The organism is Ruegeria sp. BHSA191, from assembly GCF_059613325.1.
Map to the genome: position 1 here is coordinate 185,893 of NZ_JBXWSH010000001.1, position 24,894 is coordinate 210,786.

At 63.5% G+C, this 24,894-nt stretch carries 28 protein-coding genes; 19 read left to right on the plus strand and 9 right to left on the minus strand.

Annotated elements, in window-relative coordinates:
• The first annotated feature begins 36 nt into the window (after positions 1 to 36).
• The 17 genes from AC2FNS_RS00895 to AC2FNS_RS00975 all read left to right on the plus strand — a co-directional run bounded on the left by AC2FNS_RS00895 (position 37) and on the right by AC2FNS_RS00975 (position 16,016).
• The gene (locus AC2FNS_RS00895) at positions 37 to 1,167 is read left to right on the plus strand and encodes a bifunctional 2-C-methyl-D-erythritol 4-phosphate cytidylyltransferase/2-C-methyl-D-erythritol 2,4-cyclodiphosphate synthase (RefSeq protein WP_496712866.1); all 1,131 of its coding nucleotides are present in this window, start codon (positions 37 to 39) and stop codon (positions 1,165 to 1,167) included.
• Positions 1,164 to 1,661: a phosphatidylglycerophosphatase A family protein gene (locus tag AC2FNS_RS00900; RefSeq protein ID WP_496712864.1), complete on the plus strand. Its 498-nt coding sequence runs from the start codon at positions 1,164 to 1,166 to the stop codon at positions 1,659 to 1,661. Before AC2FNS_RS00895 ends, AC2FNS_RS00900 begins: the two co-directional genes overlap by 4 nt.
• Positions 1,658 to 2,134: a CinA family protein gene (locus AC2FNS_RS00905; RefSeq protein ID WP_496712862.1), complete on the plus strand. Its 477-nt coding sequence runs from the start codon at positions 1,658 to 1,660 to the stop codon at positions 2,132 to 2,134. Before AC2FNS_RS00900 ends, AC2FNS_RS00905 begins: the two co-directional genes overlap by 4 nt.
• Before the next feature lie 180 nt (positions 2,135 to 2,314).
• Positions 2,315 to 3,496, plus strand: coding sequence for an ammonium transporter (locus tag AC2FNS_RS00910; RefSeq protein WP_496678084.1), 1,182 nt, complete (start codon positions 2,315 to 2,317; stop codon positions 3,494 to 3,496).
• A gap of 146 nt (positions 3,497 to 3,642) precedes the next feature.
• Positions 3,643 to 4,323, plus strand: coding sequence for an orotate phosphoribosyltransferase (locus AC2FNS_RS00915; protein WP_496678083.1), 681 nt, complete (start codon positions 3,643 to 3,645; stop codon positions 4,321 to 4,323).
• Positions 4,324 to 4,548: 225 nt separating this feature from the next.
• Entirely contained in the window at positions 4,549 to 6,039 is a 1,491-nt protein-coding gene (locus AC2FNS_RS00920; protein WP_496803750.1) for a replicative DNA helicase, read from the plus strand.
• Positions 6,040 to 6,237: 198 nt separating this feature from the next.
• Complete coding sequence (gene alr / locus AC2FNS_RS00925) at positions 6,238 to 7,272, plus strand: alanine racemase (protein WP_496803751.1); 1,035 nt, start codon at positions 6,238 to 6,240, stop codon at positions 7,270 to 7,272.
• Positions 7,269 to 8,051: an MlaE family ABC transporter permease gene (locus tag AC2FNS_RS00930; protein ID WP_149774500.1), complete on the plus strand. Its 783-nt coding sequence runs from the start codon at positions 7,269 to 7,271 to the stop codon at positions 8,049 to 8,051. Before alr ends, AC2FNS_RS00930 begins: the two co-directional genes overlap by 4 nt.
• Positions 8,048 to 8,794: an ABC transporter ATP-binding protein gene (locus AC2FNS_RS00935; RefSeq protein ID WP_496678076.1), complete on the plus strand. Its 747-nt coding sequence runs from the start codon at positions 8,048 to 8,050 to the stop codon at positions 8,792 to 8,794. The genes AC2FNS_RS00930 and AC2FNS_RS00935 overlap by 4 nt, the downstream gene beginning before the upstream one ends.
• Before the next feature lie 28 nt (positions 8,795 to 8,822).
• Positions 8,823 to 9,464: a hypothetical protein gene (locus tag AC2FNS_RS00940; protein ID WP_496797846.1), complete on the plus strand. Its 642-nt coding sequence runs from the start codon at positions 8,823 to 8,825 to the stop codon at positions 9,462 to 9,464.
• Positions 9,461 to 9,913 carry a paraquat-inducible protein A gene (locus AC2FNS_RS00945; RefSeq protein ID WP_496678072.1) on the plus strand — a complete coding sequence of 151 codons (453 nt, stop codon included), beginning with the start codon at positions 9,461 to 9,463 and terminating at the stop codon, positions 9,911 to 9,913. The genes AC2FNS_RS00940 and AC2FNS_RS00945 overlap by 4 nt, the downstream gene beginning before the upstream one ends.
• A gap of 152 nt (positions 9,914 to 10,065) precedes the next feature.
• Entirely contained in the window at positions 10,066 to 10,845 is a 780-nt protein-coding gene (locus tag AC2FNS_RS00950) for a DNA repair protein (protein ID WP_496797845.1), read from the plus strand.
• Positions 10,846 to 10,974: 129 nt separating this feature from the next.
• Entirely contained in the window at positions 10,975 to 12,339 is a 1,365-nt protein-coding gene (radA, locus tag AC2FNS_RS00955) for a DNA repair protein RadA (protein ID WP_496678069.1), read from the plus strand.
• Between the two features lie 41 nt (positions 12,340 to 12,380).
• On the plus strand, positions 12,381 to 12,950 hold the full coding sequence (locus AC2FNS_RS00960) for a CvpA family protein (RefSeq protein WP_496678068.1): 570 nt from the start codon (positions 12,381 to 12,383) through the stop codon (positions 12,948 to 12,950).
• 482 nt (positions 12,951 to 13,432) lie between these two features.
• Positions 13,433 to 14,893 (plus strand): amidophosphoribosyltransferase, encoded by a 1,461-nt coding sequence (purF, locus tag AC2FNS_RS00965; RefSeq protein WP_496678066.1) that lies wholly within the window; start codon positions 13,433 to 13,435, stop codon positions 14,891 to 14,893.
• A gap of 184 nt (positions 14,894 to 15,077) precedes the next feature.
• Positions 15,078 to 15,326, plus strand: a complete 249-nt coding sequence (locus AC2FNS_RS00970; protein ID WP_496712853.1) for a hypothetical protein — start codon at positions 15,078 to 15,080, stop codon at positions 15,324 to 15,326.
• A 42-nt stretch (positions 15,327 to 15,368) separates the two neighbouring features.
• A complete protein-coding gene (locus AC2FNS_RS00975; protein ID WP_496678062.1) occupies positions 15,369 to 16,016 on the plus strand; it encodes an SDR family NAD(P)-dependent oxidoreductase in 648 nt (215 codons plus the stop codon).
• Between the two features lie 58 nt (positions 16,017 to 16,074).
• On the opposite strand, the gene AC2FNS_RS00980 is transcribed toward AC2FNS_RS00975, so the two are convergent.
• The 4 genes from AC2FNS_RS00980 to AC2FNS_RS00995 form a co-directional block, all read right to left on the minus strand.
• Positions 16,075 to 16,917 (minus strand): ATP-binding protein, encoded by an 843-nt coding sequence (locus AC2FNS_RS00980; RefSeq protein WP_496712852.1) that lies wholly within the window; start codon positions 16,915 to 16,917, stop codon positions 16,075 to 16,077.
• A gap of 115 nt (positions 16,918 to 17,032) precedes the next feature.
• The gene (gene tatC, locus AC2FNS_RS00985) at positions 17,033 to 17,914 is read right to left on the minus strand and encodes a twin-arginine translocase subunit TatC (protein WP_496686259.1); all 882 of its coding nucleotides are present in this window, start codon (positions 17,912 to 17,914) and stop codon (positions 17,033 to 17,035) included.
• Positions 17,911 to 18,369 carry a Sec-independent protein translocase protein TatB gene (gene tatB, locus AC2FNS_RS00990; RefSeq protein ID WP_149774519.1) on the minus strand — a complete coding sequence of 153 codons (459 nt, stop codon included), beginning with the start codon at positions 18,367 to 18,369 and terminating at the stop codon, positions 17,911 to 17,913. The genes tatC and tatB overlap by 4 nt, the downstream gene beginning before the upstream one ends.
• A gap of 6 nt (positions 18,370 to 18,375) precedes the next feature.
• On the minus strand, positions 18,376 to 18,591 hold the full coding sequence (locus AC2FNS_RS00995; protein WP_496678054.1) for a twin-arginine translocase TatA/TatE family subunit: 216 nt from the start codon (positions 18,589 to 18,591) through the stop codon (positions 18,376 to 18,378).
• A gap of 219 nt (positions 18,592 to 18,810) precedes the next feature.
• On the opposite strand from AC2FNS_RS00995, the gene AC2FNS_RS01000 reads away from it, so the two are divergent.
• Complete coding sequence (locus AC2FNS_RS01000; protein ID WP_496712851.1) at positions 18,811 to 19,116, plus strand: hypothetical protein; 306 nt, start codon at positions 18,811 to 18,813, stop codon at positions 19,114 to 19,116.
• Positions 19,117 to 19,137: 21 nt separating this feature from the next.
• Positions 19,138 to 19,809 (plus strand): helix-turn-helix transcriptional regulator, encoded by a 672-nt coding sequence (locus tag AC2FNS_RS01005; RefSeq protein ID WP_496686262.1) that lies wholly within the window; start codon positions 19,138 to 19,140, stop codon positions 19,807 to 19,809.
• Positions 19,810 to 19,842: 33 nt separating this feature from the next.
• Here AC2FNS_RS01005 and AC2FNS_RS01010 read toward each other — a convergent pair whose 3' ends face one another.
• The 5 genes from AC2FNS_RS01010 to AC2FNS_RS01030 all read right to left on the minus strand — a co-directional run bounded on the left by AC2FNS_RS01010 (position 19,843) and on the right by AC2FNS_RS01030 (position 24,893).
• A complete protein-coding gene (locus tag AC2FNS_RS01010; protein WP_496712850.1) occupies positions 19,843 to 20,994 on the minus strand; it encodes a peptidoglycan DD-metalloendopeptidase family protein in 1,152 nt (383 codons plus the stop codon).
• 62 nt (positions 20,995 to 21,056) lie between these two features.
• Positions 21,057 to 21,707, minus strand: coding sequence for a protein-L-isoaspartate(D-aspartate) O-methyltransferase (locus tag AC2FNS_RS01015; RefSeq protein ID WP_496678044.1), 651 nt, complete (start codon positions 21,705 to 21,707; stop codon positions 21,057 to 21,059).
• On the minus strand, positions 21,704 to 22,486 hold the full coding sequence (gene surE / locus AC2FNS_RS01020) for a 5'/3'-nucleotidase SurE (protein WP_496686266.1): 783 nt from the start codon (positions 22,484 to 22,486) through the stop codon (positions 21,704 to 21,706). Before surE ends, AC2FNS_RS01015 begins: the two co-directional genes overlap by 4 nt.
• A 123-nt stretch (positions 22,487 to 22,609) precedes the next feature.
• Positions 22,610 to 23,695: an ABC transporter ATP-binding protein gene (locus AC2FNS_RS01025; protein ID WP_496678042.1), complete on the minus strand. Its 1,086-nt coding sequence runs from the start codon at positions 23,693 to 23,695 to the stop codon at positions 22,610 to 22,612.
• Between the two features lie 85 nt (positions 23,696 to 23,780).
• A complete protein-coding gene (locus AC2FNS_RS01030) occupies positions 23,781 to 24,893 on the minus strand; it encodes a YhaZ family DNA alkylation repair protein (protein WP_496712848.1) in 1,113 nt (370 codons plus the stop codon).
• Position 24,894 lies beyond the last annotated feature (1 nt).

Consider the following 24,894-nt stretch of genomic DNA (forward strand, 5'->3'; position numbering starts at 1 on the left):
AAACACGGGAGCTAAGCGAAGTTCGGAAACACAAACATGACAACCGCCGCCATCATCGTCGCCGCCGGGCGCGGCCTGCGCGCCGGAGGAGGCCAGCCCAAGCAATGGCGCCCTTTGGCCGGGCGGCGTGTGGCCGACTGGACGATCGAACGGATCAAGGCGCAGGTGTCACTGGTCGTGCTGGTCCTGTCTCCCGACGACCCCGCGGCCTGGACGGAATTCGCCGACAGCGGCCTGATCCTTGCGCCCGGCGGCGCCGACCGGGCCGAATCCGTGCGCAACGGCTTGCAAGCACTGGCTGATCGCAGCGTCAGCAAGGTTCTCATCCATGACGTGGCCCGACCCTGTGTCAGCGCGCGGGTCATTGGTGACGTGCTGGCGGCCCTCGACACCCACGCCGCCGCGGCACCTGGGCTGCCGGTGACCGATGCGCTGTGGACCGGGGCCGACGACCAAGTGACGGGTACCCGAGATCGCGCGGGCCTGTTTGCCGCGCAGACGCCGCAGGGGTTCCGCTATGACGCCATCGTGACCGCGCATGCGGCGCACTCCGGCGGGGCCGCTGATGATGTCGAGGTTGCCCGGGCCGCCGGGATCAACGTGGCCATCGTGCCGGGCGACGCGGACAATCTGAAAATCACACGGCCCGAGGATTTTGCCCGGGCTGAACGGATATTGAGGTCAGACATGGATGTAAGGCTGGGCAACGGATATGACGTGCACCGGTTCGGGCCGGGCGATCACGTGATCCTGTGCGGCGTCGAGGTCCCGCATGATCGAGGGCTGCAGGGCCATTCCGACGCGGATGTTGGCATGCACGCCGTCACCGACGCGATCTATGGCGCGCTGGCGCAGGGCGATATCGGCCAGCACTTCCCCCCGTCCGACCCGCAGTGGAAAGGCGCCGCCAGCGAGATCTTTCTGCGCCATGCGGTGGATCTGGCCACGCGCATGGGTTTTCGTATCTCGAACATCGACTGCACGCTGGTCTGCGAATACCCCAAGATCGGCCCGCACGCTGCGGCGATGCGGCAGAAAATGAGCGAAATCATGGGGTTGGAGTCCGATCGCGTGTCGATCAAGGCTACCACGTCCGAGCGGCTGGGCTTTACCGGCCGCAAGGAAGGCATCGCTGCTATCGCAACCGCCTGTCTGGTGAAACCATGACCTTGGCGCGCCTGATCGGAACCGTCGGCGGGGTCGGATATCTGCGCCCTGCCCCCGGCACCTGGGGCTCGCTGGCCGCACTGCCTTTGGCCTTGGCGCTGCACCTGCTGGGTGGCTTCCCGCTGCTGGTCGTCGCAACCGTCGCCGTCTTTGTGGCCGGCACCTGGGCCACCGGCGTCATGACCGCCGGGCAGGACGATCACGACCCCTCGGAGATCGTCGCCGACGAGGTCGCGGGCCAGTTCATCGCTATCTGGGCCGTGTCCTATCCGGCCTGGGCGCATGACATCGCGGTCACCGCCCTGTGGCCGGGCTGGATCGCCGCGTTCTTGCTGTTCCGCCTGCTCGACATCACCAAACCCGGCCCCATCGGCTGGGCCGACCGGCGCGGCGACCCCTTGGGCGTGATGCTGGACGACGTGATCGCGGGCGCGTTCGCGGCCGTGGGCGTTCTGATCCTGGCCGGGATAGCACACGGAGTACTGGGCCTATGACCGTCGCCGAACTGCTCGACCGCGCCAAGGCGCTGAACGTCATGATCGCCACCGCCGAAAGCTGCACGGGCGGTATGGTCGCCGCCGCGCTGACCGACATTCCTGGAAGTTCGGCCGTGGTTGACCGAGGCTTCGTCACCTATACCAACGCCGCCAAACAGGACATGCTGGGCGTGCGCGCCGAGACCTTGGCGGCCCATGGTGCCGTCTCTGAAGAGGTCGCCCGCGAGATGGTCGAGGGTGCGCTGGCGCATTCTCAGGCGCAGCTTGCAGTCTCGATCACCGGCATCGCGGGGCCCGGCGGGTCCGAGTTCAAGCCCGAGGGCCGGGTCTGTTTCGGCCTCGCCGTCAACGACCGCCCTACCCTGACCGAAACCGTAGAGTTCGGCGCCGCAGGCCGCGCCAATGTCCGACGCGCGGCGCGGGATCATGCGCTGAAACTGCTGGAAAACGGGCTTTCCGAACTCGCCTAATTTTTCGACACTTGTCCAAAAAAGGCGCACTTTTTGTCACCACTTGGAAAAAGGGCGCCAAAACAGGCATCTTTTTTGCACCCTGCCTCTTTTTTCCTCGGCGTCCGTTCGGTTGAACCCACGGCACGTCACTCACACCGCGCCCCTTGGCGCAGCTTCAGGAAAGAGGAGAACGGCCCAATGAACGGAGCCGATACCGCCTGGATCATCGTCGCGACGGCGCTGGTCCTGTTCATGACCTTGCCGGGCCTGGCCCTGTTCTATGGCGGGCTGGTGCGCGCCCGCAACGTGCTGAGCGTTTTCATGCACTGCTTCGCGATCGCCTGCCTGATGAGCATCCTGTGGCTGGTCGCGGGTTACTCGATCGCCTTCGGCGACGGCGGTTCGGGCCTGTGGGGCGGGCTGGGCAAGGCGTTTTTGAACGGCGTCGATGCCGACAGCCTGTCGGGCACCCTGCCCGAGGTGCTGTTCTTTGCCTTCCAGATGACCTTTGCCATCATAACCCCGGCCCTGATCGTCGGCGCCTATGTGGAGCGCGTGGGCTTTGGCTTCGTGCTAGTCTTCTCGGGCCTGTGGATGCTGCTGTGCTATGCGCCGGTGGTTCATTGGATCTGGGGCGGAGGAATCCTGACCGATGGCGGCATTCTAGGTGAAATCGGCGTGCGCGATTTCGCCGGTGGAATCGTGGTGCACGAAACCGCCGGTCTGGCCGCTCTGATCATCGCTTGGGTCCTGGGGCCGCGCAAGAACCGCACAACCCCGCCGCACAACCCCGGATTCGTCATGATCGGGGCCGCGATGCTGTGGGTCGGCTGGTTCGGCTTCAACGGCGGCTCGCAACTGGCCGCGGATGGCGGCGCGGCCATGGCGCTGACGGTCACCCATATCTCGGCCGCCACCGCATCGCTCAGCTGGGCGCTGTGGGAGCGGATCAAGTATGGCAAGGCCTCGCTGGTCGGTCTGGTCACCGGGACCATCGCGGGTCTGGCCTCGATCACTCCGGCCTCGGGTTATGTCGATCCGGTTCAGGCGCTGATCATCGGCGCGGTCGCCGGCATCCTGTGCCAAGAGGCGGTGAACGTGGTCCGCAACGTACTGAACATCGACGATACGCTGGACGTGTTCGCCGTGCATGGCGTGGGCGGCATTTTCGGCACCATCATGATCGCCGTCTTCGGCCTGGGCGCTTGGACCGCACAGCTGGGCGGGCTGGTGATCGTGGGTGCCTTTACGTCAGTTGTCACATTTGTGCTGATCAAGGTGGTTGCGCTTGTCACCCCGCTTCGCGTAGACGCCGAGACCGAGACGAACGGGCTCGACCTGTCGGTCCACGGCGAACGGGCCTATGACATGAGCAGCTAAGCCCACCTTGGCTGCCTCAACTGCCCATCCGGGCATCAAGCGGACCTCTTGCGAGGTCCGCTTTTCTTTTGCGCCAACCCCTCTCGACATCGGGCCGGTCCGCAGGCTATCAGCCCGCAACGTCATTTCAGCACCGAGGTCCCGCCATGATCCCCAGTTCCTTTCCCGACAGCACGGAAATCGCCCGCCTGACCGCGCGGATGCTACTGGAGATCAAGGCGGTGCATTTCAACGCGCGTGAGCCGTTCACGCTGGCCAGTGGCCTGCCCAGCCCCACCTATATCGATTGCCGCAAGCTGATCTCGTACCCGCGCATCCGGTCGACCCTGATGGATTTCCTGACGGTCACAGTCATGCGGAATGCCGGGTTCGAAGCCTTCGACAACATCGCCGGCGGTGAAACCGCGGGCATCCCCTTCGCCGCGATGGTGGCCGAACGCATGGCCCTGCCGATGACCTATGTGCGCAAGAAGCCCAAGGGCTATGGCCGCAACGCCCGGATCGAAGGGGCCATGACCGAAGGCCAGCGCGTGCTGCTGGTCGAGGACCTGACCACGGATGGCGGCTCGAAACTGTCCTTCGTGGACGCGATCCGCGAAACCGGCGCCACCTGCGCACATACGGCGGTGATCTTCTATTATGGCATCTTTCCCGAAACCGAAAAGACGCTGGGCGATCACGGCGTGCAGTTGCACCACCTGTGCACTTGGTGGGACGTTCTGGCCGAGGCCAAGGCGCAGCAAGCCTTTGATGCGGAAACACTTGACGGGGTCGAAGCCTTCCTGAACGACCCGCGCGGCTGGCAGGAGGCCAACAAACAGTCTTAGGTCAAATGTGGATGAGATGGGGATAACTGTGAGGGAATCAGACCAGTCACCCCGATATCTGGTGACTTTTTCACCGTTTCCTACATAATAGGCGACAATCAAGATAACATCCAAACGGTCTGGAAAGTTATCCCATGGCTTTACCCGCAGTTAGCCACAGGTATTTCCAGATAGCTTGAACAGCGGGTCTGCGTGTAGAACCTCGGGACAGGCAGCGGGGACGAAATGAACGAAATCAGCAGTATCGAGCAGGCAGCGGCGCAGATTCAGAACGCCGAGACCATGCCGCATTCCATCGAAGCCGAACAGCAGCTTCTTGGCGCGATCCTGACCAACAACGACCTGTATGACAGGGTCGCCTCGATCATCGGGCCCGAGCATTTCTATGACCCGGTCCATGCCCGTATATATGAAGTCGCCGCCGCGCGCATCGCCAAGAACGCACTGGCCTCGCCGGTGACGCTGAAATCCTTTTTGGCCGAGGACGAAGGCCTTAAAGAACTGGGCGGTCCGGCCTATCTGGTCAAGCTGGCCGGCGCCTCGATCAGCGCCTTTGCCGTGCATGACTATGCCCAGATGATCTATGACCTCGCGATCCGGCGCGAGCTGATCCGGCTGGGTCGCGACATCTCGGACAAAGCGGCGCGGGTCGATGTGGCCAGCGAACCCAAGGAACAGATCGTCGAAGCCGAGCAGAAGCTGTACCAGCTGTCTGAGCAGGGCCAGACCGAACAAGGGTTCAAGTCCTTCCTCAAGGCCGTGACCGAGGCGGTGAACGTCACCAACGAAGCCTATCAGCGCGGCGGCGGCATGGCCGGGATTTCAACCGGGCTGATCGATCTGGACAAGCAGCTGGGCGGGTTGCATCCGTCCGACCTGATCATCCTTGCGGGGCGGCCGTCGATGGGAAAAACCTCGCTGGCGACCAACATCGCCTTCAACGTGGCCAAGGCCTACAAGCGCGGCATCCGTGCCGATGGCACCGAAGGGGCGGTCGATGGCGGCGTCGTCGGCTTCTTCTCGCTGGAAATGAGCGCCGAGCAGCTGGCGGGGCGGATCCTGGCCGAAGCGTCCGAGATTTCCAGCCACAAGATCCGCCAGGGCGACATGACCGAGGATGAGTTCCGCCGTTTCGTCGACGCCGCCAAGGCGCTGGAGGCCTGCCCGCTGTTCATCGACGACACGCCGGCCCTGCCGATCAGCCAGCTGGCGGCGCGCGCGCGTCGGCTCAAGCGGACGCATGGGCTGGACCTGCTGGTGATCGATTATCTGCAGCTGTGCCGCGGCATGTCCGACAATCGCGTGAACGAGATCGCCGAGATCTCGATGGGCATGAAGGCCATCGCCAAGGAACTGAACATCCCCGTCATCGCCCTGTCGCAGTTGTCGCGTCAGGTGGAAAACCGTGACGACAAGCGCCCGCAGTTGTCCGACCTGCGCGAATCCGGCTCGATCGAGCAGGACGCCGACGTGGTGGTGTTCGTGTTCCGCGAAGAGTACTACAAAGAGCGCGAAAAGCCCGGCGATCACGAGCTGGAGAAGATGGAAGAATGGAAGCAGGCGATGGAGCGCCTGCACGGCAAGGCCGAGGTCATCGTCGGCAAACAGCGCCACGGCCCCATCGGCACGGTCGAGCTGTCCTTCGAGGCGCAGTTCACCCGGTTCGGCAACCTTGTCAAACCCTGGCAGCAGGGTGCCCAGATCGAGGGTTACTGACCCCCTCTCCTCAGTCGACCATGTGAACGATCGGGGTCATTCGCTGGCTTTGACCCTGGTGGGGGAACAATGCGGGTGGACGTCGAACGCGCCCCCTTTGGGCGCGGCCCGGCCACATGCTGCCCAAGTCGCGGAGATTCCGCTCAGTTGTGGCGCATTCCCCCTTGACCTCGTGCGGCGCGATGTCATGAACGGATCATGAGTACCGCACGTTTGACGATCAACCTTCACGCGCTGGCCGGAAACTGGCGAGCGCTGGACGCCAAAACCGATGCCGAGACCGGCGCCGTGGTCAAGGCCGACGCCTACGGTCTGGGTGCCGGCCCCGTTGCCAGCACGCTGGCCGAGGAAGGCGTCCGCAAGTTTTTTGTTGCCGTGGCCGAGGAAGGCGCCGCCGTGCGCCGGGCGATCGGTCCCGGGCCTCTGATCTTCGTGTTTTCCGGCCACATGGAAGGCGATGCGGATCTGCTGCGCGATCACGACCTGGTGCCGCTGCTCAACTCGCCCGAACAATTCCAGCGCCACATCCAGGCGCTGCCGGTGCATCCGTTCGGCCTGCAACTGGACACGGGCATGAACCGCCTGGGGCTGGAACCCGCCGACTGGTCCGCCCTGCGCAACCGGGCCGAGGCACTGAACTCGGTGCTGGTCATGTCGCACCTGGCCTGCGCAGACGAACCCGACCACCCGATGAACCGCCAGCAGCTCGAGGCATTCCGGGGCATGACCGAGGGCGTCTCGGCCCCCCGGTCGCTGGCCGCCACCGGTGGCATGCTGCTGGGCCCTGAATACCATTTCGATCTGTGCCGCCCGGGCATCGGCCTGTATGGCGGCCTGCCCTTCGCCGCGGCCAGGCCGGTCGTCACCGTCGATCTGCCGGTAATCCAGGTGCGCGATCTGGCCGTCGGAGAAACCGTCGGCTATGGCAATACCTGGAAGGCCCGCCGCCCGTCGCGCATCGCCACGGTGGCCGCGGGCTATGCCGACGGGCTCCACCGCGCCATCGGCGGCGGCATCGACACCTTCGCCGGTGACCTGCCCTGCCCGGTCGTAGGACGCATCTCGATGGATCTGATCACCGTTGACGTGACCGACCTGCCGCACACGCCCGAACGTCTGCGCATTCTCAACGGCCACCAGACGGTGGACGATCTGGCCGAGGCCGCGGGCACCATCGGGTACGAGATCCTGACCTCACTCGGCAGCCGCTATTCGCGGGGCTACGTCGAATGAACCCGATCGCATGGCTTGGCGAACTGGGCCGCGCGGTCCTGAACCTGCTGGCCGCCTTCGGCCGCGTGGCGCTGTTTGCTCTGGATGCGGTGTCGCACATCTTTCGCCCGCCCTTCTACCCGCGTGAATTCGGCGTGGCCCTGCTGAACATCGGCTGGCTGTCCTTGCCGGTCGTTGGGCTGACCACCATCTTCACCGGCGGGGCACTGGCGCTGCAGATCTATGCCGGCGGCGCGCGTTTCAATGCCGAGGCCGTGGTGCCCCAGATCGTCGCCATTGGCATGGTGCGCGAGCTGGGCCCTGTCATGGTCGGCCTGATGATCGCCGCCCGCGTCACCTCGTCAATCGCGGCCGAAATCGCCACCATGAAAGTGACCGAGCAGATCGACGCGCTGGTCACCCTGTCGACCCACCCTATGAAATACCTGACCGCCCCGCGCGTTCTGGCCGCGCTGATCACCCTGCCCGTGCTGGTGGCGGTGGGTGACATCATCGGCATCGCGGGCGGCTATGCCGTGGCCACGCAGAACCTGGGCTTCAACCCGGCGGCCTATCTGAAGAATACGGTCGATTTTCTGGAACCGCTCGACATTCTGTCGTCGCTGGTCAAAGGGGCGGCCTTCGGGGTAATCGCCGCCATCATGGGCTGCTACTACGGCATGCACTCAGGCCGTGGCGCCCAGGGCGTGGGCCGCGCGACCAAAAGCTCGGTCGAGGCCGCGGCCGTGCTGATCCTGGCCGCCAACTTCGTTCTGACGGGGGTGTTCTTCTCGCTATGATCCGGTTGGAGAACGTACACAAGGCCTTTGGCGACAACCATGTCCTGCGGGGCGTGAACCTGGAAATTCCCACGGGTACCTCAATGGTCATCATCGGGGGGTCGGGCACCGGAAAATCGGTGGCGCTGAAATGCATCCTCGGCCTGATCAAGCCTGACAGCGGCAAGATCTATGTCGATGGTCAGGATGCCGAAACCGGCGACCGCGATGCCTTTCTGGCCCGGTTCGGCATGCTGTTTCAGGGCGGCGCTCTGTTCGATTCCCTGCCCGTCTGGCAGAACGTGGCCTTTCGTCTGCTGCGCGGCTCGCTCAAGCGCCCGGCACACGAGGCCCGCGAGATCGCCATCGACAAGCTGCGCCGCGTTGGCCTGCGCGCCAATGTGGCCGATCTGTACCCCTCCGAGCTGTCGGGCGGCATGCAGAAACGCGTGGGCCTGGCCCGCGCCATCGCCGCCGAGCCCGAGATCATCTTTTTCGACGAGCCCACCACGGGGCTGGACCCTATCATGTCGGGCGTCATTAACGATCTGATCCGCGAAATCGTGACCGAGATGGGCGCCACCGCAATGACCATCACCCACGACATGAGTTCCGTCCGCGCGATCGCTGACAACGTGGCGATGCTGCATGACGGGGTGATCCAGTGGACCGGTCCGGTCAGCCAGATGGATTCCTCGGGTGATCCTTTTGTCGAGCAGTTCATCAGTGGGAGTGCGGAAGGGCCGATTGAGGCGGTGCGGTAGGGAAAGCTATTTTCCATGGGGTATTACTGTGACTTCAAAAGTTTTTGCTGAAATCGAACGTCGCGTAATCAATGGAACAATCAGGCACGCAGATCGGAGCCTAGCCTCCGTCGACGCGCTTCTAGTGTTGTCTGAAGCCGCCGAAGAGAAACTTCCCAAACACTTCCTAGATGTACTTCGAACTTTCCATAAAGAATACAATCTAGATTCTACTGACGCGGCTACAGAATTTAGGAGACTTCGTCATATTTTGGACGCATATCAAACGGTTCTTGAAGAGGATTACTCTGAACTCAATCCTGGACTGTTGCCGACATTTTCGTTGGAAGACGATGACAGGGCGAGAGTCATAAAACTCTGTTCTGATATGAGAAAGATTGTCCTATCTGCGACAGAATTTGACCATCCGCACAAAGTTCGACTGGCTAACAGGATTGCGGCTATTGAGGCGGAGGTTCACAAGGAAAAAGGTCTATTCGATGTAGTTCTTGGTGGTGTCAATGATGTCGGTGAAACTCTGGGAAAATTCGGCAAAGATATAAAGCCACTCACGGACCGAATGAATGAAGTTTTAAAAATTACGAGAAAGAGCTCAAAGGAGTATGAGCAACTTCCGATGCCGGAGGATGTTAAACGCCTACCTTCCCCCAACGAAGAAACAGAGGAATGACCCTCCGCCTCGCCACCCTCTCGCTGCTGATCCTCTACCCCATCGCGTGGTTCGCCCCGCTGATGCGCGCAGGCCTGCTGCCGATCTTCGGCCTCAGCGAGATCAGCGTCATCACCGGCCTTCAATCCCTCTGGAAATCAGACATCTTCCTCGCGCTGGTCGTCACCGTCTTTGCCCTGTTCGCCCCTTACATCAAAACCATCGGCACCGCGCTGGTCCAATGGGATCTGCTGGACCCACGTGTCCAACCCGCGCTGAACATCATGGGCAAGCTGGCCATGGCCGATATCTTCCTCATCGCGCTCTACATCACCTTGGCCAAGGGCATTTCCTACGCAACGATCGAAACCGCCTGGGGTCTCTACCTGTTCACTGGCTGCATCCTTGCCTCAATCGCGCTGGGCTACGTTACCGAAGTGAAACGTGGTTCACGAAATCCCCGGACCTGATTGATTGAAAACGCATTTCTGGCTATGATGGCCAGTATTCGAGCAGCCAAGTCGTTTTTTTTGTTTCAGGGTCCGACGCGGACCGTCTTGCACGTTTGATGGATACTCCGCCCGGGCCCGGTTTTGCCGGTTTCAAAAGGAGTAGGACTGCCATGGCCGCCCTCCATTCGATTTCAATTCATTTCCAAAACGTATTCCTTCGACTGACTTTTTTCCTGATCTGCGCCGCCGCCCTGTTTGCCGTATCCGCCACCATGCTCGCCGCTGTGAATGTCTGGCCTTGGCTGACGATGCAGGCTGGATTGGGCGGACAGGACATCCCGAACGCAGGCGCCTACATCCAGATCGGCCTGACCGCTCTGGTTCTGATGCTCGCTTTCTATCTGCCCTCCAGCGCGCGCATGATGGCGTTGGAAAATGCGCATCGGAAGTTCTCGCTGCAGATGCAGGACGTGGTCGATGCCTACCAGATCGCCCACGCGGCCGACCGCAGCGGCGTGTTTGCGCTGGCCTCGGAATTCGACGCGGTCAAGGAACGCATGGCTTTCCTGCGCGACCACCCCGACCTGCAAACGCTCGAGCCCGAAGTCCTGGAACTGGCTGCACAGATGAGCCAGGTCAGCCACGAACTGGCCGAGACCTATGGCGCGGCCAAGGTCGCGCGGGCGCGGGCGTTCCTGCAACAGCGGCAGGAAGAGGTCGCGCAGTTCCAGCAGCGGATTGAAGAGGCCCAGACGATCCAGCACGAGCTGCGCCAGTGGACGCGCGACATCGAGATCGAGGAATCGATAGCCAAGTCCCAGTTGACCCGCCTGCGAGACGAATTGTTCGAGCTCCTGCCCGAGCTGTCCGCCCAATTGCAGACCCCACCCGACGACAGCGACCCGACTGCCACGAGTGTCATCGCCATGCCCCCGCGGGCTGCTGAATAGCACGCCCCCCAAGTGCACCAGCACCCGCCGTGAAGGATGGCCCGCCGGGCCTGACGCCGCGGCTCGCCCGTTCGGCTTTCGGGCCACGGGGGCTTGAAGAACCTTCCATCCTCGGGCACCAAAGGCTCCATGGCAAAGATGACGACTTTTACCTGCTCGGCCTGTGGCGCCTCGCATACCCGCTGGTCCGGGCGCTGCGACGGCTGTGGCGAGTGGAACACCATTGTCCAGGAAACCCCGCTATCGGCTGGCCCAGCCAAAAAATCTCTGGGCGGCAAGCGCGGCCAAGCTGTAACCCTGACTGACCTCTCCACCGAAGAGGCCCCGCCCCCCCGCACAGTCTGCGGTGTCGAGGAACTGGACCGTGTCCTGGGCGGCGGGCTGGTCCCGGCCTCGGCCCTGCTGGTGGGCGGCGATCCGGGCATCGGCAAATCCACCCTGCTGCTGCAGGCCGCCGCGCGCTTTGCCCGGTCGGGGCTGAAAACCATTTATGTCTCGGGCGAGGAAGCCAGTGCGCAGGTCCGCATGCGCGCGCGCCGTCTGGGGCTTGAAGACGCGCCGGTGCAGCTGGCCGCCGAGACCAACCTGCGCAACATCCTGACCACGCTCGAGGCCGAGAAACCCGGCCTTGCCATAATCGATTCGATCCAGACCATGTGGGCGGACAATGTCGACAGCGCGCCGGGATCGGTCAGCCAGGTCCGCGCCGCCGCGCATGAACTGACCAGCTTTGCCAAGCGCCACGGCGTATCCATCATCATGGTCGGCCACGTCACCAAGGAAGGCCAGATCGCCGGCCCCCGCGTGGTCGAACACATGGTCGATACCGTCCTCTATTTCGAGGGCGAGCGCGGCCACCAGTTCCGTATCCTGCGCGCGGTCAAGAACCGATTTGGCCCCGCTGACGAGATCGGCGTATTCGAGATGACTGGGAAAGGTCTGGCGCAGGTCACCAACCCTTCGGCCCTTTTCCTGTCGGAACGCGGCACGCCCAGCCCCGGCTCGGCCGTTTTCGCAGGCATCGAGGGCACCCGGCCGGTTCTGGTCGAACTGCAGGCGCTGGTCGCGCCCTCGCCCCACTCACAGCCCCGCCGCACCGTCGTCGGCTGGGATAGCGGACGGCTTGCGATGATCCTCGCCGTGCTCGAAGCGCGCTGCGGCATACCCTTTGCGGGGCTCGACGTCTATCTGAACGTGGCCGGAGGCCTTAAGATCAGCGAGCCCGCAGCCGACCTCGCAGTGGCAGCCGCTCTGCTGAGCGCGCGCGAGGACACCGCCCTGCCCGCCGACACTGTGGTTTTCGGAGAAATCTCTCTATCCGGGGCACTTAGACCCGCACCGCAAACCGAAAACAGGTTGAAAGAAGCGCAAAAACTTGGTTTCACATCGGCAATTGCTCCGGCAGGTGGCAAAACCGGCACTGTGGCAGGTCTGACACTCACCCGACCCTCTGATCTGGCCGGGTTTGTTGGCGAAACCTTCGGAGCAGGTTAAGCTCGCGCCACGAGGGGCAGAAAAACGAACAGGCGAGGGCCATGGAAGGTTTTACAATCATTGACGGGGTCGTTGCCCTGATCGTCGTGCTGTCGGGCATCCTGGCCTATTCACGCGGGTTCATGCGCGAGGTGATGGCCATCGCCGGATGGGTTGCCGCGGCCGTACTGGCCTTCATCTTTGCGCCGCAGGCGGTGCCGCTGGTCAAGGAAATCCCGGTGGTTGGGGATTTCCTGCGCGACAGCTGCGAGTTGTCGGTCATCACCGGTTTCGCCGCCGTGTTCGCCGTGGCCCTGATCGTGGTCAGTATCTTTACCCCACTGTTTTCGTCGCTGGTGCAGCGGTCGGCGCTGGGAGGGCTGGATCAGGCGCTGGGGTTCTTCTTCGGCATCGCGCGCGGTATCCTGCTGGTGGCCATTGCCTTTTTTGTCTATGACACCGTCATGACCGGTCAGTCCTACACGATCGTGGACGAAAGCCGCTCGGCCAAGGTGTTCGAACAGTTCAGCGACAAGATCGAAGAGCAGAACCCCGAGGCCGCTCTGGGCTGGGTCACCACGCAATACGAACAACTGGTGGCAACGTGCACCGCGGATTCGCAGGGTCAATAACGGCTACCCGGAATTGCAGACCAAGCCCGGCCCTGGCCGGGCTTTTTCTTTTTGCCGGTCAGACGAACCCTTCGCCACCACAAACCGAACAGCGCGATGTCTTCAGGCCGAAACAGCCATCGCAACGATTGAATTGCGGCTGACCGAGGTGATCGCGGCCTTTCAGAACCTCACCTTTGCCCATGCAGATCTGACAAGGCGCGCGTCCCATTCCGCGGCACCGATGACACCTTCGCTTGACGCGTTCTTCCTTTTTGGGTCCGGGTCGGCCTTGCCACATGCCCACCTCCATCTTGGCTTGGGACCGCAGGCCAGCACTCCTCGGAACACCTGCGGTGGCGATATTTCCGCCCATCATTGAACCCCAAAACCGCGCTGCGGCAAAACGATTTGTGATCCTTTGATGACATGCGCGGGTTTAGGCATTATGTGAGGGCCAAACCGCAACGGAATCGGAGCTGCCCGTCTTGCCAAGCCCGCAGATGCCCCCCGCCCACCCGTTCGATGACGACAAACTCCGCGAGGAATGCGGGATCTTCGGTGTCGTCGGCGTCCAGGATGCCGCAAGTTTCATCGCTTTGGGGCTGCACGCCCTGCAGCATCGCGGGCAAGAGGCCGGCGGGATCGTCACCCACGACCCGCAGCTTGGCTTCAACTCGGCCCGCCGGTTCGGCTATGTGCGCGACAATTTCACCTCGTCCGACATCATCGAAAGCCTGCCCGGTCCGATCGGCATCGGGCATGTGCGCTATTCCACGGCCGGGTCCAAGGGCCAGACCGCAATCCGCGACGTTCAACCGTTTTTTGGCGAGTTCGCCATGGGCGGCGCTGCGATTGCGCACAATGGCAACATCACCAACGCCAACGCCCTGCGGCGCGAGTTGATCGAGCGCGGCTCGATCTTCCAGAGCTCGTCCGACAGCGAATGCATCATCCACCTGATGGCGCGGTCGTTGCAGCGCAACATCCCAGAACGGATGGAGGACGCGCTGCGCCGGGTCGAGGGCGCCTTCTCGGTCGTGGCCATGACCCGCACCAAGCTGATCGGGGTACGCGACCCCCTGGGTGTACGCCCGCTGGTTTTGGGCAAAATCGGCGACGGCTGGTGCCTGGCTTCGGAAACCTGCGCGCTGGACATCATCGGCGCCGAATTCCTACGTGAGATTGAGCCCGGCGAAATGGTGGTGATCAATGCCCAGAACGGCGTTGAAAGCCACTTCCCGTTCCGCCGACAACCCAGCAAGTTCTGTATCTTCGAGCATGTCTACTTCTCGCGCCCAGACTCGATTCTGGGTGGACGCTCGGTCTATGAGACCCGCGAGGCCATCGGACGCGAGCTGGCCAAGGAAAGCCCGGTCGAGGCGGATCTGGTCTGCCCCGTGCCCGACAGCGGCACACCAGCGGCCATTGGATACTCGCTGGAGTCGGGCATCCCCTATGCAATGGGTATCATCCGCAATCAATACATGGGCCGCACCTTCATCGAACCCACCGAGCAAATCCGAAACATGGGCGTGCGGCTCAAGCTGAACGTGAACCGCGCCCTGATCGAGGGCAAGCGGGTGATTCTGGTCGACGACTCGGTGGTGCGCGGCACAACCAGCCGCAAGATCAAGGAAATGATCCTGGATGCCGGTGCGAAAGAGGTGCATTTCCGCATCGCCTCGCCTCCCACGGCCTGGCCCTGTTTCTACGGCGTGGACACGCCACAGCGCGAAAAGCTGTTGGCCGCCACGATGACCGAGGAAGAGATGACCAAGCATTTGGCGGTCGACAGCCTCCGGTTCATCTCGCTGGACGGGTTGTACCGGGCGGTCGGCGAATCGCAGGGTCGCAGCAAAGAATGCCCACAATACTGCGATGCATGCTTCTCGGGCGAGTATCCCGTCACTCCGGCGGATATGGTTGAACAAGGGTTCAAGATGCAACCGGCGGCCGAATAAGGCCGGAATTCAGAGACTTCTCCAAGGGGCCGCAGGGCCCCTTGTTTCATGGCCCCGGTCCGCGTGGCAAAAGATGGCCGAAAGCTGCTGCACCGGCTTTTCCTTCCCCTTTGGCTCTGCTAGCCAGCCGGCTGCTCACTCACGCAATCACACGGAGGCCGGGCCACCGGGCCGGCCAGTTCACATGGCAAATCCCCGAGTCGACAGCGCGGCCACGCAGAAGGGCGCGCTCAGCAAGAATGGTACGACCGTCCTGGGCGTCTTTGGCCCGCAGAACGACATGCGCGCCCTGATGCGCTCATCGTCGGGACGGGTTAAAGAGGTCAAGACAGGCAGCCGCTTTGGTTCGGGCACGATCGTGGCCATCGACAAGGACGGCATCATACTGCGACAAAGCGGCCGGACCCAGCGCATCGCCGTCCCCGGAAGCTGATCCGGGCTTGACGGGCTGCGCGCTTGGGTTCAAACCCCGCGCATGACCGATCAGACCAAAATTGCCCTTGTTACCGGCGCGTCGCGTGGGCTGGGAGCCGCCCTGGCCGAGGCGCTGGCACCCGAATACCACATCGTCGCCGTTGCCCGCACCACAGGCGGGCTGGAAGATCTGGATGACCGCATCAAGTCCCAAGGAGGCGCGGCCACCCTGGCGCCGATGGATATCGCCGACCCCAATGCCATGGCCACACTGTGCCGCGGCATCCATGACCGCTGGGGCAAGCTGGACCTGTGGCTGCACACGGCCATCCACACCGCACCGCTGACGCCTGCGAATTTCATCGACCCCAAGGATTGGCAGAAATCCGTGGACGTGAACGCCTCCGCGACTTCGGTTCTGATTCCCTATGTCGCGCCCCTGCTGGGTGAGGCTGGACAGGCGGTGTTCTTTGACGACCCGCGTGCCGGCGAGAAGTTCTGCGCCACCTATGGCGCAACCAAGGCTGCGCAGATTGCCATGGCGCGCAGCTGGGCCGCCGAAACCGTGCGCACCGGGCCAAAGGTTCATGTTCTGCAGCCCAGGCCTATGGCCACAGCCCTGCGCGCGCGTTTCTTCCCGGGTGAGGATCGGTCGAAGCTGGCCAGCCCCTCGGACGAGGCCGCGCGCCTGCTATCCATGCTGGGCTGAGACCGTTCGGCCAGATCCCTTGCAAGTTGCAGCGGCGCCCCCATGACGGGCGCCGTTTTCATTCGATATGGACGCCCTGCCGGCCCGCCAGATCGACAAAGAACTGCCACGCCACCCGGCCCGAACGCGCGCCGCGCGTGGCCTGCCATTCGATCGCTTCGGCCCGCAGAGCGTCGGCATCGACGCTGACGCCATAAGCCGCGCAATACCGGTCGATCATCGCAAGGTATTCGTCCTGATCGCAGGGGTGAAACCCCAGCCACAAGCCGAACCGGTCGGACAGCGAAACCTTTTCCTCGACTGCCTCGGACGGGTTGATCGCGCTCGAGCGTTCGTTTTCGATCATGTCGCGCGGCATCAGGTGGCGGCGGTTCGACGTGGCATAGAACACCACGTTTTCGGGCCGACCCTCGATCCCGCCATCCAGTACGGCCTTCAGCGACTTGTAGTGCTGATCGTCATGGCTGAACGACAAGTCGTCGCAGAACAGGATGAACCGGAAAGGTGCAGCGCGCAGGTGGTTCAGCAACCGCGCGACCGAGCCCATGTCCTCGCGCTGAAGCTCAACCAGCTTCAGGTCGGGAAACTCGGGCTGAAGGGTGCCGTGCACCGCCTTGACAAGGCTGGACTTGCCCATACCGCGGGCACCCCACAACAGCGCGTTGTTTGCCTTGTACCCGGCCGCGAAGCGGCGCGTGTTGTCCAACAGCGTATCGCGCGACCGGTTGATGCCCACCAGCAGGTCAAGATCAACGCGGTTGACATGGTGCACCGGCTCCAGCCGGTCGGGCGCAATGTGCCAGACAAAAGCGGGGGCGGCCGAGAAATCAGGCGCAGCCATCGGCGCCGGGGCCATGCGTTCCAATGCGTCGGCAATGCGGTTCAGGGCTTGGTCGTCCATGGGTCCTCCGAAGTCTTGCGGCCGATTTCAACCACGTTCATGGGCCGCCAACAAGACCCGGATGAAGAAAGGGCGCACCCGTCAAGGCGCGCCCTTCCCCATTCACTGCTCGGGTTTACTTGTCGTCTTCGGCCTCAAACTCTGCCATCAGCTCGTCATCGGCTGCTTCTTCATCGTCATAATAGCCGTCGGCCCGCAGCTGTTCTTCGCGCTTTTTCTCGACCCGGGCCACCAGGAAGATCGAAATCTCGTACAGGCCGTAGACCACAACGAACAGAATGATCTGGGTGATCACGTCCGGCGGGGTCACGATGGCGGCCAGAACCAGAATGCCCACCACGGCATATTTGCGCACCGCGCCCAAACCTTCGGCGCTGACCAGCCCGGCCTTGCCCATCAGGGTCAACAAAACCGGAAGCTGGAAGCACAGACCGAAGGCCACGATGAACTTGATCGTCAGGTTCAGATATTCCTGCGCCGAACCTTGGAACACCACGCTCAGCGGCGCGGATGCGCCTTCGGCGACAGCCTCACCCTCGGCCCCGAATTGCTGGAATCCAAGGAAGAAGTCATAGGCCAGCGGGGTGACCACGTAAAAGGCAAAGCTCGCGCCCAGCAGGAACATGAAGGGCGAGGCCAGCAGGAATGGCAGGAAGGCGTTCTTCTCGGACCGGTAGAGCCCCGGCGCCACGAACCGCCACATCTGCATGCCGATATATGGAAAGGCCAGAATGAACCCACCCAGGAGCGAGACCTTGATCGCCACGAAGAAGCCCTCCTGCGGCGAAATGAAGATCAGGTCGCAGTCCTGTCCGCGCTCGGACAGAACATCGCACAGGGGCTGGGTCAGAAAGTTGAAGATCGGCGTGGCTACCGTGAAACAGATGATCATACCGATCAAAAAGGCCACGACGCTGTGGATCAGACGCGTGCGCAGCTCGGCCAGATGCTCGATCAGGGGGGCCGAGGTATCCTCGATCTCGTCGGTCTTGCTCATGTCTTGCCTTCGGTTTTCAGCGCGGCTTCGGCCTCTTCGGCCTTGGCCAGGGCCTCGGCGGCTTCTTTCGCCTTGCGCTCGGCGGCGGCACGGGCGGTGGCAGCCTGGATCTTCTTGGCCTGCTCGGCGCGTTCAGCGGCCAGTTTGCCGGTTTCGCTGTCGGGGTCGAACTTGGTCGGATCCATGCTCTTGGCCATGTCCTGCGCGGCCTGCTTGACGCCATCCATCGCACTGCCCACCGGGTTGGTGGCCGCGTCCAGACCTTTCTTGATATCGTTCACGCCCGCCTGGTCGGCCGCCTCGTTCATGGCGCTTGAAAATTCGCGCGCCATGCCACGGGCCTTGCCGATGAACCGTCCGACATTGCGGAACAGAACCGGCAGGTCCTTGGGCCCCACGACGATCAGGGCAACGATGCCGATGACCAGCAGCTCGGTCCAGCCCAGATCAAACATGGGCGATCAGACCTTGTCTTTGTCGGTCTCGGGCGTGACATCCTTGGCCAGCTCAGACGCGTCCTGTTCGATCTCCTCGCCGCCTTCCTTGACGCCTTTCTTGAATGCGGTGATGCCTTTGCCCACCTCACCCATCAACGAGCTGATCTTGCCGCGGCCAAACAGCACCAGCACCACGACGGCGATCAGCAGGAGGCCGGGAAGGCCGATATTGTTGAGCATGTCTCTTCTCCTTCTACGTCGGCGCAACGCGCCGGGAATGTGATCTGACTTCGTGTCTACGCCCACCGGGCCATCGAAAAAAGTGACGCAAGTCAAATCCGCGTTCAAATCCGGGCCGCTCATGTGGTTTTTGCGGGCTGGCAATTTTCAACTGACAGGTTTATGTCAGTTGCAGACGACTAGGAACAGGGCATCGAAACCTGGTCAACGGAGACTCACATGACCCATGTTGCTGAAATCGTCACCTTCACCCTCGCTGATGGCACCACGCCGGAAGAGTTCGTCAGGCTCAGCCAGACGACCGAGGCCTTCGTGCGTGCGGCTCGCGGCTTTGCCCACCGACAGTTGAGCCAGGGCGAGGATGGCCGCTGGACCGATTATGTCATCTGGACCGACATGGAGGCCGCACAGGACGCCGCAGCGCAGTTCCCACAGCAGGATTTTGCCGCCGGTCTGATGGCGGCGATCGACCCCGCCAGCATCCAGATGCGCCATGAGAAAGTGCTATGGAACATGACCGCCTGATCGCGGTCCGGACGGCGTGTCATGCGCCGCACTGACCGCCTGTTCGACATCATCCAGATCCTGCGCGACGGCAAACTGCACCGCGCGCAGGACATCGCGGACCGGCTCGAGGTTTCGGTCCGCACCATCTATCGCGATATGGACACACTGGTGGCTTCGGGCGTTCCCGTCCAGGGCGAACGCGGTGTGGGTTACATGGTGCGCGAGCAGATCACCCTGCCCCCGCTGAACCTCAGCCCGGCCGAGCTTGAGGCCCTGAACCTCGGCATGGCGATCGTGGCCGAGGCCGCCGACCCCGACCTGAAGGCCGCCGCGGAGTCGCTAGCCGCCAAGATCGACGCAGTACTGCCCACCCAGGTGGTGGCCGAGGCGGATGCGTGGAAATTCGCCGTCTATCCCTTTGCCGATGCCGCGCGCGGGCTGGCGCATATGGCGCCGATCCGAGCGGCCATCAAATCGCGCCAGAAACTGCGGCTGACCTACCGGCGCATCGACGGAACCCTGACCGAACGCACAATCCGCCCCTTGCACATGGAATACTGGGGCAGGGTCTGGACCCTGACCGCCTGGTGCGAGCTGCGCGATGCCTTCCGCGTGTTCCGCATTGACCTAATCGAAAGCGTCACGCCCTTGCCCGAGATCTTTGCCGATGAGCCCGGAAAGCGGCTGGCCGATTACGACCCGACCGCCTGATGCCCGTCAGCCCCGAAAGATCGCGCCGAATTTTCAGCGCAGATAGGTTTCCGGATCCACCGACTCAAAGCCTTCGCGCACCTCGAAATGCACATAGGCGTTTTCGCCGCCGCGCAGCTTGGCAATGCTCTGGCCGCGGCTGACCCGGTCGCCTTTCTTAACCGAGATCCCCTCGACATTCGCATAGACCGTCAGCAGATCGTTGCTGTGCTTGACCACGATGATCGGGATCTGGTCGGCATCGGCCGTGATCGCGGCCACGGTGCCGGCCTCGGCGGCCTTGACCGGTGTGCCGGGGCTGCCGGCAATATCGATCCCCTCGTTCTTGCCCTTGGCATAGGGCCGGATGATCTTGCCGGTGACCGGCATCGCCAGGGCCGAAGCGCTGGTCTGGGTCGGCGCCTCGGCGGTAACGTCCGGCGCGGGGGCCGGCGGTGCGATCTTTTCATCCGGCAGGGGCTGGGTGGCACTGGGCGGCGTGGGTGTCGGAGACCCCTGCCCCGGCTCGGTCACCGCCGTTGCCGCGGGCACGGCCGCCTGTCGCGGCGCGGCCTGGTCCTTGACTGGAATCAGCAGGTATTGCCCCTCGCGCACGGTGAAATCGGGGCCCAGGCCGTTCCATTCGGCCAGCGCATCCACCGGCACCTGGTACAGGCGGGAAATGGTATAGGCCGTCTCGCCGCGCTTGACCTTGTGGCGGATCGGCTCGTCCGTCGAGGTGACCGGCGCAGGTTTGACCGGTTCCAGCGTCGAGACACGCACGCCGCCCGTATCCGGCGCCTGCTCGATGGCCGTCGTTGCGATCGAGGCGATATCGACATTGCCCACCCCGGCCCCGACCGACCGGGGCAAGGCCAGAACCTCGCCCTCGCGCAGTTGGTCGCTGGGCAGCAATCCGTTGAACCGGGCCAGTTCGGCCTCGGGCAGGCCGACCCGCGCCGCGACCGTCCCGACCGTATCGCCCCGCCGGGCCACCGCCACCTGGTAGGTGGGATAGGTGATCACCCCGCGCGCATCGGGCGCCGGGCGGTCTGCTGTGGCCGACAAGGCGGCCGGGGTGGTCGAAAACCCGCCGACCTGACCCCGCAAATCGTAATCCAGCGGCCCCTCGCACCCGGCAAGCACCGCGACCGTGGCCAGCGCCGACGCGCCACGACCCAAGACTGACCTGGAAACTGCTCTCATGTCTCTGTCCTCAACACCTGCCCCTGTTTGCCGGGGTTCTGGCGCCCTTTTTGCTACGGCTTCTACGCTTCGTCCCTGCCAAGCCCCTCCAACAAGGGCACGAATCGGACGGGCAACAATTCGTCATAGTCGAAGCCGGACTCGGTTCTGGTGACCCGGATCAGGGTCTGCACCGCATCCGACTGCCCCACGGGCAACACCATGATACCGCCGATTTTCAACTGCGCCAAGAGCGGCCCGGGCGGATCCTCGGCGGCGGCGGTCACGATAATCCGGTCAAAGGGGGCCTGTTCGGGCAATCCAAAGGATCCGTCTGAATGCATCGCGGTAATGTTGGTCAATCCCAACTCGCGAAACAGCTCTCCGGTTTCGCGCACCAGGCGCTTGTGGCGCTCGACCGTGTAGACCCGGCGTGCCAGCTTGGCCAAAACCGCCGCCTGATAGCCCGACCCGGTGCCCACCTCGAGCACCTTGTCCCGCGGCGTGACCTGCAGCGCCTGCGTCATCAGCCCAACGACCGAGGGCTGGCTGATCGTCTGACCGCAGGCAATCGGCAGCGGCGTGTCCTCATAGGCCCGTTCCGCGAACAGGCCGCGGACGAACCTGCCACGGTCGATCTGCTCCATCGCGTCCAGAACGCGCGCATCCGTCACCCCGCGCGAGCGCAGGGCAAACAGGAACTGCATCTTGGTTTCCGGGTCCGGTCCAGTCATTCGATCGTCTTCAAAGCGTCAAGCGCGTCATGCGCCGTCAGATCGGCCCGCATCGGCGTGACCGAGATGTAACCTTCCAGATTGGCCGCCGCGTCGGTGCCGGGCGCGGTGGGGTTGTGCTGATAGCCGCCCTTGATCCACAGGAACCGCCGCCCCGAAGGCGAGGTGTGCGGCTCGACCGAGAAATGCGTGTCGCGCCGAAAGCCCTGGCGCACGACGCGGGTGCCCAGCACCTCGTCGGCGGGAACGGGCGGGAAATTCACGTTGTAGAACAGCCGGTAGTCTTCCTGCTCGGGCGGCGTGGCCGCAAGGATGCGCCGCACCAGGTCGGCGCCGTGACGCGCGGCGGCCTGGAACGGATCCTCGAGCCCTAGATTGCGCGGCCCGAAATACTGCGACAGGGCAATCGCGGGTATGCCCTGCAAGGCGGCCTCCATCGCGCCGCCGATGGTGCCGGAATACAACGTGTTCTCGGCCGAATTGTTGCCCCGGTTCACCCCGGACAGGACCAGATCGGGCCGGGCGTCCTTCATCACCTCGTGCAGCCCGGCCAGAACACAGTCGGCGGGCGAGCCCTCGGCGGCGAACCGACGCTCGCCCAGCTTGGCGATCATCATCGGATGGGTATAGCTGATGCAATGGCCCACCCCCGACTGCTCGAAAGCAGGCGCCACTACCCAGACCTCGCCCTCGGGCCCGGCCAGATCTGCAGCGATCGCCTCCAGCGTCATCAGCCCCGGCGCGTTTATCCCGTCATCATTCGTCAGAAGTATGCGCATCTGCCTGCTGTGCCCCCGCGTTTGGCCCTTGATAGACGCAGCCACCGAACGCGGCAAGCGACGCCCCGGCCCTTTCTGCGGCATTCGCGCACCACTTGCGGAGAAATCGACGGCGCAGGGCGGTCAGGCCGGAAAAACGAAACACTTGTCGCGGCGGATGGTCAGCCACATCACCCGACCCGGATTGGGCACGAACACGTTGGGCACGGTGACCTTCAGGATCGAGCCGTCATAGTCCATGCGAAACTCGATCAGGCTTTCGTTGCCCAGGAACCGCGCCCGCTCGACCACGCCGCGGGCCGGAACGCCGTCGGTGGCGGTGGGCAGCGGCCCCTTGCCGTTGCGGTCGAAATCCAGCCGCACATGCTGCGGGCGGAACACGATCTCGACATTGGTGCCGTCGGGGATGCCCGGCGCCAGGAACTGTCCGAATGGCGTTTCCGCCAGCGCCCCATTCACCTGTGACCGCAACACGTTGACATCGCTGAAGAACGCCACCGCCGCCTTGTCGACCGGCCGGGTATACACGTTGTAGGGCGCGCCCTGCTGCACGATCCTGCCGCGCCGCATCAAAGCAATCTCGTCCGCCATGCGCATGGCCTCTTCGGGCTCGTGCGTGACCAGCAGCACGGCGGCGTCCTCTTCCTTGAGGATGGCCAGCGTCTCGTCGCGGATGCCATCGCGCAGACGGTTGTCGAGGCCCGAGAACGGCTCGTCCATCAGCATGATCCGGGGACGCGGCGCCAGCGCACGGGCCAGCGCGACCCGCTGTTGCTCGCCCCCCGACAACTGATGAGGAAACCCGTCGACATAGCGCAGCAGGTCCACCTTGCCCAACAACTCCTCGACGCGGGCGCGTTTCTCGTCCTTGCCGCCCTTCAGGCCGAAGGCCACGTTGTCGGCCACGCTCAGGTGCGGGAACAGGGCGAAGTCCTGGAACATCAGCCCGATCTCGCGCCGTTCGGGCGGCACGCGGAACACGGTGTCGCAGATCAGCTTGCCGTCGACATAGATCTCGCCGGACTCCTGCATCTCGACCCCGGCGATCGCCCGCAACGTGGTGGATTTGCCGCAGCCCGACGGGCCCAGCAGACAGGTCACCTGCCCCGCCTGAACGGTCAGAGAGACATCATCGACCACCGTGCGCCCGCCGAACCGGCAGACCAGATTGCGGATTTCCAATCGCGGAGGAGCTGTATTGATTGCCACCGACGGACCCCAATTGCCTTTTCCCGATCAAATTCATCGGGCTTGCGTCGGGATAACAACCCGGCCCATCGGGCGCAAGAGAGGCCTATGCCAGCAGCTCGAACGACACGCCCGCGCGGACACGGCCGTTGACTTGAACCTCAAGCCTGTGCGGCCCCGGGACCAGCCGAAACGTGGTGGCGTCGCCCTTGAGCTTGTGCCGCTTGCTCAGCTGCAGGTGGCCATCTGACAGATTGGCTTGCTTGAGCTTGTGAACCTTGGGTGAGATTTTTCCCCCAGATCGCTGAAAATGAACGATATAGTCGATCAATACCGGTTGATCATCGGGACCTGAAACCGAGACGGTGAACTCCAGAACGCCGCCGATACGGGCGTCGCCATTCACCGCAACATCCACCTCCAGCGGCGCGTCGGGATCATAGCCCAGCAGCGCCATCGCCCCGCCATGGCCGGACTTGACCAGCCCGCGCAGCGCATGTGCGGTGATCCACCGCATCTCGTCAGTGTCTTGCGCGCCCGAGGCATGCCACGCCTTCAGGCGGTTCAGCGCCAGGTCAGGGTCTTTCTTGGTGATGTCGTTGAGATGGTTCGCTACCGACCGCGTGACATAGCGCGTCGGGTCCGAATGCAACCGATCCAGCAGCGGCAGTGGGTCGGTCAGGTCCAGCCCGACCGCCTGCCCCCAAGGCAGCCGCGGGCGCGTGCCTTCGGAGACCAGCCGCCGGACGTGATAGCTGGAATGCCTACACCAGTCCTGCATCCGGTCCAGCACCAGATCGGGATGGCTGTTCAGAAAGGGCCGGATTGCCCATTCCATCGAGAACCGCTGGGTCAGCTCCGCAAGGACATCCAGTGCCAGGTCGGGATGGTCCGCGCCGACCTGCGCCACCCAGTCACCCAGCGGGGCGAAGATGAAGTCACCGAAATCGTCATCGCTAAGGGACGGATCCAGAGGCGGCGGCAAGGCGCGCAGAATCACCGGGGCTACGTCGGGCAGCGCGCCGGGAAAGGCCGCATGCAAACAATCGGCAATCCACGCGATCCGCTGCTTCAGCTCCAGCTCCGGCAGGCGCGACATGACCCGCGCGTGGAACGCGTCGCCGTCAAAACCGGCGTCGGCCTGCGTGAACAGGCCGGCCAGGTAACGGGTCTTTTCCGCGTTGAACAGTTGATCCTTCAGCGAAAACCCCTGCGCCACG